8 protein-coding genes are annotated in these 11,890 nt (G+C 35.8%); 5 read left to right on the forward strand and 3 right to left on the reverse strand.

Annotated features, from left to right (window positions below; translation table 11 throughout):
* Positions 1–407 precede the first annotated feature (407 nt).
* Positions 408–1,220 (reverse strand): mechanosensitive ion channel family protein, encoded by an 813-nt coding sequence (locus tag FJOH_RS11105; protein ID WP_012024195.1) that lies wholly within the window; start codon positions 1,218–1,220, stop codon positions 408–410.
* Positions 1,221–1,617: 397 nt separating this feature from the next.
* Here FJOH_RS11105 and FJOH_RS11110 point away from each other — a divergent pair, with 397 nt between their 5' ends.
* Together FJOH_RS11110 and FJOH_RS11115 are read left to right on the forward strand one after the other, a co-directional pair.
* Entirely contained in the window at positions 1,618–4,524 is a 2,907-nt protein-coding gene (locus FJOH_RS11110) for an FAD-binding and (Fe-S)-binding domain-containing protein (RefSeq protein WP_012024196.1), read from the forward strand.
* A 392-nt stretch (positions 4,525–4,916) separates the two neighbouring features.
* Entirely contained in the window at positions 4,917–6,848 is a 1,932-nt protein-coding gene (locus tag FJOH_RS11115) for an amino acid permease (RefSeq protein ID WP_012024197.1), read from the forward strand.
* 169 nt (positions 6,849–7,017) lie between these two features.
* On the opposite strand, the gene FJOH_RS11120 is transcribed toward FJOH_RS11115, so the two are convergent.
* Positions 7,018–8,262 (reverse strand): aminotransferase class I/II-fold pyridoxal phosphate-dependent enzyme, encoded by a 1,245-nt coding sequence (locus FJOH_RS11120; protein WP_012024198.1) that lies wholly within the window; start codon positions 8,260–8,262, stop codon positions 7,018–7,020.
* 215 nt (positions 8,263–8,477) lie between these two features.
* Here FJOH_RS11120 and FJOH_RS11125 point away from each other — a divergent pair, with 215 nt between their 5' ends.
* The 3 genes from FJOH_RS11125 (at position 8,478) to FJOH_RS11135 (ending at position 11,380) form a co-directional block, all read left to right on the forward strand.
* Positions 8,478–8,936, forward strand: coding sequence for an Lrp/AsnC family transcriptional regulator (locus FJOH_RS11125; protein ID WP_012024199.1), 459 nt, complete (start codon positions 8,478–8,480; stop codon positions 8,934–8,936).
* A gap of 341 nt (positions 8,937–9,277) precedes the next feature.
* Positions 9,278–10,681 carry a dihydrolipoyl dehydrogenase gene (gene lpdA / locus FJOH_RS11130; protein ID WP_012024200.1) on the forward strand — a complete coding sequence of 468 codons (1,404 nt, stop codon included), beginning with the start codon at positions 9,278–9,280 and terminating at the stop codon, positions 10,679–10,681.
* 156 nt (positions 10,682–10,837) lie between these two features.
* Positions 10,838–11,380 (forward strand): lipocalin family protein, encoded by a 543-nt coding sequence (locus FJOH_RS11135; protein WP_012024201.1) that lies wholly within the window; start codon positions 10,838–10,840, stop codon positions 11,378–11,380.
* A gap of 53 nt (positions 11,381–11,433) precedes the next feature.
* Here the strand turns inward: FJOH_RS11135 and FJOH_RS11140 are convergent, their stop codons facing one another.
* Entirely contained in the window at positions 11,434–11,808 is a 375-nt protein-coding gene (locus tag FJOH_RS11140; protein ID WP_012024202.1) for a DoxX family membrane protein, read from the reverse strand.
* Between the last annotated feature and the right edge of the window lie 82 nt (positions 11,809–11,890).

Consider the following 11,890-nt stretch of genomic DNA (forward strand, 5'->3'; position numbering starts at 1 on the left):
AGCGATATTTTGAGAAAAGATAAACTCAGATAGATTTTCAGGCAGTTTGTCATTTCGACGTAAGGAGAAATCTTCGCAATAATATGTTTTAGCGTGTGGAGATTTCTCCTTACGTCGAAATGACAAGATTGAGGTATTCGTTGTGTAAAATGTTTACTAATTACTTCTCATGAAACCAAGCGTCCTAGCCCTGATGGAAGCGGCATCCTTTTGCGCCGGGGTTCGGCGTAAAAGATATAGCGGACAGCAGGAAATAGCTCCTTATTAAACTTCTAAATTTTTTGAGTACCAAATTCCAAAAGAAAACATTCAAAAATTGTTTTCATAAGCCTTCGACTTCGCTCAGGGTGACAATTGAGTTAGAGAAAAAACCTTTGTCCCTTTGCAACTTTGAGCCTTTGTACCTTCTATTTCAACACAAACTCATTTTCCTTCAATTTCTTTAAAACTGCGGCAATAATTTTAGAGCGGCATTCTGAATTTTCAGCCGTTGATGCCGTTTTAACCCAATACCGAATATTGAGCTGAATAACACCCGCAGCGGCAACATCGGTAATTACGGCTGCATTTTCGTGGTCTTTTTTGGTTACATCTTCGCTGTTTCCAAGAACTTCTTTTACGAGTTCGATGGCGCGGGTATAATCAGAACCATATTCAAGCCCAACTGTGAAAGTCTGAAGCAGAAAACCTTCACTGTTGTAGTTAATGAGCGTGTTTTTTATAAGAAGCGCATTTGGAATATATATGATTTTCGAGTCGCTTTTTACTTCGGTATCGCGCAGGTTGAGGTTGATGACTTCGCCTTTTACGCCGTTGCTTTCGATAATATCGCCAATAGAAAACGGACGTTTGAAAGCCAGAAGAATTCCGGCAAGAAAATTTTCTCCAATATCTTTAAGTGCAAAACCAATTACAAAAGCCGAAATTCCCGCTCCGGCAAGCATGCTTTGGGCAACGCCTTCAAGACCAATAATTCGGAACATAAATAAGATTCCAATAATAATTAAAACCGATTTTATTAAACGTGCAATAAAAACTGCCAGAAGGCGATCGTGCATTTTCACTTTGAGTCGGTTTCCGGCAAAAATGCCCACTCGGCTTGCGATAAACCACGAAACGAGAACAACTAAAACGGCCAGAATAAATTTTGGCGTAAGATCTACAATACTGTAATAATAGTTTTCTAAATGCTTAAAGACATCCTGAACGAAATTTTCCATAATAAAAGGCGTAAAAAAGTAAAATTTTAACTCGTTGAATGGATTTTTAAACACATAGAAACATAGATTAGAAAACTTTAAAAAGGCGTTTCACTAATTTTAAATTCGCATAGTCAACTATGCGCGAGAAATATATTTCTCTTTTGAATCACTTTTTATACTAAAGAAAAATCTATGTTTCTATGTGTTTAAAAATCCATTCATTTTATTTAAACGAGAGAATTTTAAAATTACCTTTTTAGTAAATCAAAAGCTTTACAGGATTCTGTCAGAATTTTATAAAATATGATGGAGTTGTTAGATAAATTCTCAAAACTGCCCATTTTACTATGCGATATTTTTATCTTTGTGATCTGAGTTTTTTCAGGAAATATTTTTATAAAAAGCACCATTTAACATGTTGACCCAATCTCATTTAGATCAATTAGCCAGCGAACTCGAAGGCACACTTTTGTACGATGATCTTCATAAAACACTTTATTCGACAGACGCATCAGTATATCGGATTCGGCCAAATGCGGTGGCTTTGCCTAAATCTACGGCAGATATCAGCAGGTTAATTCGCTTTGCGGCGCAGCATAATATTTCAGTTACACCAAGAACTGCCGGAACTTCACTCGCAGGACAAGCAGTTGGAGACGGACTTGTGATTGATGTTTCGAAAAATTTCACAAAAATATTAGGTTATAATGCCGAAAAAAAAACGGTTACGGTTCAGCCCGGAGTTATTCGCGATGAACTGAATTTGTATTTGAAACCGCACGGCGTATTTTTCGCTCCAATTACATCAACCTCAAACCGAGCCATGATTGGCGGTATGGTAGGAAATAATTCATCTGGAACGACTTCTATTCGTTATGGTGTTACACGTGATAAAATTGCCGAGGTAAAAGCGATTTTGAGCGACGGAACAGAAGTAGCTTTTGGCGAATTGACTTCAGCAGAATTTATTGAGAAAACCAAAGGTGATTCTTTAGAAAATAAAATCTACAAAAGTGTTTACGACGAACTTTCGGTAAAAGAGAATCAGGAAGAAATTATAAGAGAATTTCCAAAACCGGAAATTCATAGAAGAAATACAGGTTACGCCGTTGATATTCTGTTAAAATCAGAATTATTTGGCGGAACTGAACCCACAATCAATCTTGGGAAATTACTTTGCGGAAGCGAAGGAACGCTGGCTTTTACAACCGAAGTGACGTTGAAAGTAGACGATCTTCCTCCGCCTCACAGCATTATGGTTGTCGGACATTATCATACCATTCAGGAATCTTTAGAATCGGTTGTCGTGGCAATGAAACATCATTTGTACACTTGCGAAATGATCGACGATACGATTTTGGATTGTACAAAAACGAATCGTGAGCATATTAAAAACCGTTTCTTTTTGGTTGGAGAACCAAAAGCGATTATGTTATTTGAAGTGGCTTCTCACACTCTAGAAGATGCAGAGAAACAAGCCGATGCTTTGATTGCTGATTTAGAGAAAAACAATTTTGGTTATGCGCGAGTAAAAATCTACGGAAATGATATTGACAAAGCCAACGAACTCAGAAAAGCAGGTCTTGGACTTTTGGGAAGTATTGTAGGCGACGATAAAGCTGCAGATTCGATTGAGGATACAGCGGTAGAATTAAGCGATTTACCTGCTTATATTGCGGAGTTTTCGGCGATGATGTTACGTCACGGACAGGAAGCGATTTATTATGCGCATGCGGGTGCGGGAGAACTGCATTTGCGTCCGGTTTTGAATTTGAAGAAAACATCTGATTTAAAATTATTTAGAACCATTGCGACAGAAGTGGCGCATTTGGTGAAAAAATACAGAGGTTCGTTGAGTGGTGAACACGGAGACGGAATCGTGCGCGGAGAGTTTATTCCGTTTATGATTGGCGATAAGAATTACGAATTGCTGAAAAGAATCAAATTAGCGTTTGATCCGAATTCGGTTTTAAATATCGGAAAAATTGTCAACGCCTTGAAAATGGACGAAAATCATCGTGTAGTTTCAGGAAGGGTAGAACCGGATATTAAAACGTTTCAGGATTTCTCAGATAGTTTAGGAATTTTGCGTGCAGCCGAAAAATGCAACGGTTCTGGCGATTGCCGAAAAATGCCATCGGCAGGCGGTGCAATGTGTCCGAGTTATCGTGCGACTCGAAATGAAAAAGAAACGACTCGTGCAAGAGCGAATGCATTGAGAGAATATTTGACGTATTCTGAAAAAGAAAACAAATTTGACCAAAAAGAATTATACGAAGTTTTTGAGTTATGTGTAAGCTGTAAAGCCTGCGCAAGCGAATGTCCGAGTAATGTTGATGTTGCAACTCTGAAAGCCGAGTTTTTATATCAATATCAAAAAGCAAACGGATTCTCTACTAGAAACAAGATTTTTGCCAACAATGCCAAACTGAACAAAATGGGAAGCAAATTCCCGTCGATTACGAATTTTATTTCGAATCAGTCTTTGGTTAAAAAAACAATGGGAATTGCGACTGAAAGACAAGTACCGCTTTTAGCAAAAAAGACTTTTAGAAAATGGTATCAAAATAATAAACCTGCGACATCAGATTTTCCAAACGGGAGATTGTATTTGTTTATAGATGAATTCACAAATTATTACGACGTAAATATCGGAATCGATGCTTTTGAATTATTGACAAAATTAGGGTATCAGGTTTTGGTTGTAGATCATGAAGAAAGCGGAAGAACGTATCTTTCAAAAGGATTTTTAGAAGAAGCCAAGAAAATAGCCAATCATAACGTAAATATTTTTAAAGATTTGATTTTGGCGAATGCACCTTTAATTGGAATTGAACCTTCGGCGATTTTGACTTTTAGAGATGAATATCTTCGTTTAGCCGATGATAAAGAAGCCGCAGAAAAACTATCCCGAAATGCTTTTACAATTGAAGAATTTTTCAAAAAAGAAATCATCGATGGAAAAATAACGCCGGATTCTTTTTCTGATGAAACGAAAGAAATTAAAATTCACGGACATTGTCATCAGAAATCGTTAAGTTCCGTCGAGGCAACTTTCGCAATGCTGAATCTGCCTAAAAATAATACGGTTACGATTTACAACTCTGGCTGCTGCGGCATGGCGGGTTCGTTTGGCTACGAAAAAGAACATTATCAGGTAAGTATGCAAATGGGAGAGGATACACTTTTTCCAAAAGTGCGTAACACAGCTGAAAATGTAAAAATCGCTGCTGCAGGAACAAGCTGCCGTCATCAAATTTATGATGGAACAAAGCGAGAAGCACAGCATCCGGTTAGTATTTTGAGAAATTGTCTGCGTTGAGAAATGGCACACAGATGACGCGGATTCACTTCGTGAAAACGCGGATAACAACGGATTTTTTTTATTTTAAGATTGGTATGATTTTGTTTCACGCAGATTTGGCAGATTGAGCAGATTTAATTAGATTTTTGTTAAAAATAATCTGCGCAGATCAGCTTAAATCTTTTTAAATCTGCGTGAAATAAATATTTAAAAAAATCTATAGTAATCATTTTAATCTGTGGCAAAAAAACAATCAAAGAAAACCAGTTAAATCCGTACAATCCGCGGGCAAAAAATATTAACGTAAAACAAAATCGTTTTATATATTTGAAATAAGGATATTTTTTGCATTATTTGCAAAATAAAACAAAAACGACTGAATTAAATTAATTTATAACAGTAAAACATATATGGCATTATCAAGTTTATTCCGAAAGAAAACAGTACAGGATATTCTGAAGCAGGTTGCTCAGAATGAAACAGACGGTCATAATGCCTTAGGAAAACATTTGACAACTAAGGATTTAACAGCCTTCGGAATAGCGGCGATTGTTGGAGCGGGAATTTTCAGCACGATTGGAAAAGCCAGTGCAGACGGCGGACCAGCTGTAATTTTCTTGTTCTTATTTACTGCTTTGGCTTGTAGTTTTGCTGCCTTTGCTTACGCCGAATTTGCATCGATGGTTCCGGTTTCAGGAAGTGCTTATACGTATTCTTATGTTGCTTTTGGAGAATTAATTGCCTGGATAATCGGCTGGGCTTTAATTATGGAATATGCCGTTGGAAACATTACTGTTGCCATATCGTGGAGTGATTATTTTACCGGACTGCTCCAGAGTGGCGGTATTCATCTCCCGCAATGGATTCAGATGGATTATTTAACCGCTTCAAACGGTTTTAAAGATGCTGAAGCTTTAATAAGTGCAGGAAAATCTCCTGAAAATTTAAGTTTAGCTTTACAACAAGCGCGAGAGGCTTGGATAACTGCCCCAACAATTGGTTCTTTTCATTTTGTGACTGATTTACCGGCATTATTTATCATTATTTTGATTACAGCATTGGTGTATAGAGGAATGAAAGAATCTCGTAACGCCAGTAACTTAATGGTGGTTGTAAAACTATGCGTGGTTCTTTTAGTAATTGCAGTTGGGGTATTTTATGTTGATACAGCAAATTGGGATCCGTTTGCTCCAAATGGAGTTGGAGGGGTTTTAAAAGGAGTTTCAGCAGTTTTCTTTGCCTATATTGGTTTTGATGCAATTTCTACAACCGCAGAAGAATGTAAAAATCCGCAGAGAGATTTACCACGCGGCATGATGTGGGCTATTATTATTTGTACAATTCTTTATATTGCTATTGCTTTGGTTTTAACCGGAATGGTAAAATATCACGAATTAAATGTTGGAGATCCTCTTGCATTTGTTTTCGACAAATTAGACCTAAAATGGATGTCAGGAATTATTGCTGTGAGTGCAGTAGTGGCAATGGCGAGTGTTTTATTGGTTTTTCAAATGGGACAGCCTCGTATATGGATGAGTATGAGCCGTGATGGTTTATTACCAAAGAAATTTTCTACAGTTCACCCAAAATTCAAAACACCATCTTTTGCTACAATTGTAACAGGTTTTGTAGTGGCAATTCCGGCATTATTCTTAAATCTTACAATGGTAACTGATTTATGCAGTATCGGAACATTATTTGCCTTTGTATTAGTTTGTGCAGGAGTTTTAGTGTTGCAAAACAAGCCAGAAATTCCGAGAGGAAAATTCAAAACGCCTTATATCAATTCAAAATTTATTCTGCCAGTTTTAATGATTGCGGGATTGTATTATGCTTTTGCATTCAACAATAAAGCAACAATGGCGTTTATCAATAACGATCCGCAGATTTACGATGCAACTTCAATTGTTACTTCTTTAGATAAATCAGAATCAGAGCAGGTTTTTAAATATTTAGAAAGTATCGAAGTAAACAATAAAACTGCTGAAACATCAGATTTAGAGCATTTATTAGGACAATACCAAGACGACGAAGCAAAATATGCTGAAGTGGTAAAAGGATTGCCAATTGCAGATTCTGCAAAATATGAATCAGGTTTTGGTTTGTTCAAACACAAAATACCAATGTGGATTTTCCTATTCGTTTTAGTTGGATTAGCTGTTTGGGCTTTTAGAAGAAACTTGTCTTTAATTCCGCTATTAGGATTAATCTGCTGTTTGTATATGATGGCCGAATTAAGCGTTTGGAACTGGATTTATTTTACAATCTGGTTATTAATTGGACTATTAATCTACTTTACTTACAGTAGAAAAAACAGTAAACTAAACGTAGGTAATTATTAATTGTGAATTATAAATTATAAATGAAAAAGCCGTTCTGAAAATTAATCAGAACGGCTTTTTTATGTAAAGATTCATTTAAATTTTCTCGCGCAGATTCTGCAGATTTACAGATTTTTTATTAAATCTCTAGTATAATCTATATAATCAAGCCAAATCTGCGAGAAAAATTTTAGTGTATCTCTGTGAAAACTTCTTTGTGATTTTTTGCGGAATTCAAAATCCCAAGTTCAATCATACATTGCTTCATCATTTCGTAAGTACGGTCAATATCATTATCCAAACCAATCGAAAAACGAATTAAACCATCTGTTAATCCCATTTCTTTTTGTTCTTCAAGCGGAATTTCACTCGAAGTTGAGGTTCCCGGCGCGCTGAATAACGTTTTGTAAAAACCTAAACTTACCGCCAGATAACCTAAATTTCGTTTCTGCATCAACTCCATTAATTCATTGGCTTTTTCCAAAGTACCAACATCAATCGTCAGCATTCCTCCAAAACCGTATTCCGGATTAATCATCGTTTTGTACAGTTCATGACTTGGATGACTTTTTAATCCCGGATAAACCGTTTTTAGACCGTCTTTTTCAAATTGATCAGCTAAAAAATGTGCATTATGACTGTGCTGTTTAATTCTAATATGAAGCGTGCGAAGATTTTTCATTACACTTGCAGAACGCAGACTATCCATTGTAGGTCCTAAAAGCATACTTGCACCAGAATTTACATTTTTCAGTGAATTAATAAATTCTTTCGACGCACAAGTTACACCGCCAACTGTATCACTGCTTCCGTTAATGTATTTTGTTAAACTATGAATCACAATATCGGCCCCCAATTTTGCAGGAGAAACAGAAAGCGGTGAAAATGTATTGTCGACAACCAATTTCAAATTGTGTTTTTTAGCAATTTTAGCCAAACCAGCAATATCTGCTACTTCTAATAACGGATTACTAACAGTCTCGCAGTACAAAACTTTCGTTTTTGGCGTAATCGCAGCTTCTACAATGTCTAATTTTGTAATGTCAACAAAGCTTGTTTCGATCCCAAATCTTGGTGTAAAGTTTTTCAGAAAAGCGTAAGTTCCGCCATAAATTGTTCGGCTTGAAACGATATGGTCGCCAGCACCGCACAATTGCAATAGAGTAGGCGTAATGGCTCCCATTCCAGATGCAGAAACATTTGCCGTTTCAGTTCCTTCCATTGCTGCCAAAGCCTGATCGAGATATAAATTACTTGGCGACGAATGGCGAGAATATAAATAACAGCCTTCCATATTTCCTTCGAAAGTATCGAACATGGTTTTAGCCGAAAGAAAAGTATAAGTCGAAGAATCAGAAATCGACGGATTCACACCGCCAAATTCTCCAAAGTATTGTAAATCCTGAATTTTATCTGCTGGGTTAAAGTCTTTCATATTTAGTTAGTTTCAAGTTGTTTGAAAAGAAATTTTATTCAAAGTAAGATTGAATTAGAAAAATAATCAATCGTAAAACGGATAATTAGATTTTAAAACTATTAAAATGTTATTATAATGATTTTTAATCTAAATTTGATTCATAAAAAGCATTTAAATAGATTTTCTATCATTTAGAAAAACGATCAACAATCAACAAAAAACCATCAACTATAATGACTTTAGACGCCACAGATAAAAAACTTTTGGTTTTACTACAAACCGATAGTAAAAAAACAACCAAGGAATTATCCTTAAAACTCGATCTTTCTGTTACAGCGGTATATGAAAGAATTAAAAAGTTAGAACGCGAAGGAATAATCAAAAACTACGTCGCGTTAGTCGATAAATCCAAAATCGAAAAAGGATTTGTCGTTTTCTGTCATTTAAAACTCATTCAGCACACAAAAGAATTCCTAACCAAATTTGAAAGCGAAGTCATAAAACTTAATGAAGTTTTAGAATGCCATCACGTAAGCGGCGATTATGATTATATTTTAAAAGTCTTAGTAAAAGATATGGAAGCGTACAGGGAATTTTTAGTAACAAAACTGACTTCATTACAGCACATTGGAAGTACACAAAGCATGTTTATGATTAGCGAAGTGAAGAATTCAACGGTGATTTCTTTTTGAGAGGTTCAAAGGTTCAGAGAGGCAAAGGGGCAGAGGTTTTTTATTCTCATTTTTGTCATTTCGACGAAGGAGAAATCCTCGCAAGTAACTCCGTAAAGAGAGTCTAATCTTTGTCGAGCTTCTCGCGGAGATTTCTCCTTCGTCGAAATGACAAATAATAAGTGGCAATGTTTGCCTGAAAAAAAACTTTGCGCACCGATAGCTATTGGGATCGCGTAATTCTTAGTGCCCTTTGCGGTAAAACTAAAACCCAAAATTTCACGCAAAAAACATTGAAAATTAAACTTTAAACAGAACTTTATTGCTTAATTTTGTAACCGCTAAAATAAAAACAAAATACTATGAGTTCATTTGACGTAGTCATTATAGGTTCAGGTCCTGGAGGATATGTATCAGCAATTCGTTGCGCACAATTAGGTTTCAAAACTGCAATTGTAGAAAAATATAATTCATTAGGCGGAACTTGCCTTAACGTAGGTTGTATTCCTTCAAAAGCATTATTATCTTCTTCTCATCATTATGCTGAAATTGCTCATTTTGCAGATCACGGAATCGAAGTTTCCGGCGATGTAAAAATCAATTTAGAGAAAATGATCGCACGCAAGCAAGCTGTTGTAGATCAAACCGTAGGTGGTATTAACTACTTAATGGAAAAAAATAAAATTACTGTTTTCAATGGTTTAGGTTCATTCGTAGACGCAACTCACATTGCTGTTGCAAAAGCTGACGGAACATCAGAAACTATTGAAGCAAAATATACTGTAATTGCTACAGGATCAAAACCATCTTCTTTACCATTCATCAAAATTGATAAAGAAAGAATCATTACTTCTACTGAAGCTTTGGCTTTAAAAGAAGTTCCAAAACACTTAGTAATTATTGGTGGTGGAGTTATCGGAATCGAACTTGGACAAGTTTACCTTCGTTTAGGAGCTCAGGTTTCTGTAGTAGAATTCATGGACAGAATCATTCCAGGAATGGATAGTTCTTTATCTAAAGAATTGACTAAAGTATTGAAAAAACAAGGAATGAAATTCTACGTTTCTCACAAAGTAAAATCAGTAGAAAGAAACGGCGATGCTGTTGTAGTTCAGGCAGAAAATGCAAAAGGAGAAACAATTACTCTTGAAGGAGATTATTCATTAGTTTCTGTTGGTCGTCGTCCTTACACAGACGGATTAAACGCTGACAAAGCTGGAGTAAAAATTTCAGACAGAGGACAAGTTGAAGTAAACGATCATTTACAAACTAGCGTTCCAAATATCTACGCAATTGGTGACGTTGTTCGCGGCGCAATGTTAGCGCACAAAGCGGAAGAAGAAGGAGTAATGGTTGCTGAAATTTTAGCAGGTCAAAAACCACATATCGATTACAACTTAATTCCTGGTGTAGTTTACACTTGGCCAGAAGTTGCTGCAGTTGGACAAACTGAAGAGCAATTGAAAGCTGCAGGAGTAAAATACAAATCTGGAAGTTTCCCATTCAAAGCGTTAGGACGTGCAAGAGCAAGTGCTGACTTAGACGGATTCGTAAAAATCCTTGCTGACGAAAAAACAGACGAGGTTTTAGGAGTTCACATGATTGGTGCTCGTACAGCAGATTTAATTGCTGAAGCGGTTACTGCAATGGAATTTAAAGCTTCTGCTGAAGATATTTCTAGAATGAGCCACGCGCACCCAACTTTCGCGGAAGCGGTAAAAGAAGCAGCATTAGCAGCTACAGAAAATAGAGCTTTACACGTATAATTTTTACGTCGAATCATATTTAAAACCGTCAGAGCAGTCTGGCGGTTTTTTTATGCAATATTTTTAAGCGTTATATAATATAATAATCAAAAATAATTTTGTAAATTAGATGTAGATTTCAGGTGCTATCTTTATGATAATTAAAAAGATAGTATTATGAAAAGTAAATATATAGTTCCAGTTTTGATTGGAGCAGGAATTGGTCTCGCATTGTATTCTTGCGGAGGAGGAATTCCAGAGAAAGCAAAAGCTGTAACAAATTTTGACAGCGCAAAATATCTCGGAAAATGGTATGAAATTGCCAGATTAGATTACAAATGGGAAAGAGATTTGAACAATGTAACAGCCGAGTATTCTTTAAACGAAGATAAAACTATAAAAGTCGATAATAAGGGCTATAATGTCAAAAAAGACAAATGGGAACAAAGTGTCGGGAAAGCTAAATTTGTCAAAAAAGACAACATTGGTATGCTAAAAGTCTCATTTTTTGGTCCTTTTTATTCTGGTTACAATGTCGTAGCAATCGATCCTGATTATAAATATGCACTTGTAGCTGGAGAAAGTTTAAAATATATGTGGATACTTTCCAGAGAAAAAACAATTCCGGAAAGTGTAAAAGCAGATTTTCTTATCAAAGCTCAGGAAATCGGATATAAAGTAACTGATTTGGTTTGGGTAAAGCATGATAAGTTGAATTAAATAAAAACGCCGATATTTTAAATATCGGCGTTTTTTATTTTTATCTGTATGAATCAAGGAGTAAATACAGTTTTATAATTATCCCAATATCTGTAAATCAAAAATAAATTTCCAAGGAAAAGCAATACAGCAATTGGCAGGCCTTCTGGCGCAAGGAAATAGTTAATAAACAAAATATTGATTGTAATAGGTAAAATCAGAATATTTGCCAAAGTCACAAAACGACCTGTAACAAATGAAAGACCACAAAGCAATTCAACTGTTTTTGCCAAAGGCAATAAATAAGTCGAAGCAACTAATCCCATATTAAATGCCTTAAAATTACCTGTTGTTTCTGGTTCCGGCGCGAGTTTAAAAAAGAACGAAATTGAAGCAAACAGCAAAAGAAGGCCGATTAAAACGCGGACAATAATAGTAGCAATTTTCATAATACTTAGAATTTAAAATAGGTTAAATGATATAATTAGTGGGTTGAAAACGCAAAATCTATATTCATCAATTAAACTGAAA

The sequence above is a fragment of the Flavobacterium johnsoniae UW101 genome (assembly GCF_000016645.1).
Taxonomy (GTDB): Bacteria; Bacteroidota; Bacteroidia; order Flavobacteriales; family Flavobacteriaceae; genus Flavobacterium; species Flavobacterium johnsoniae.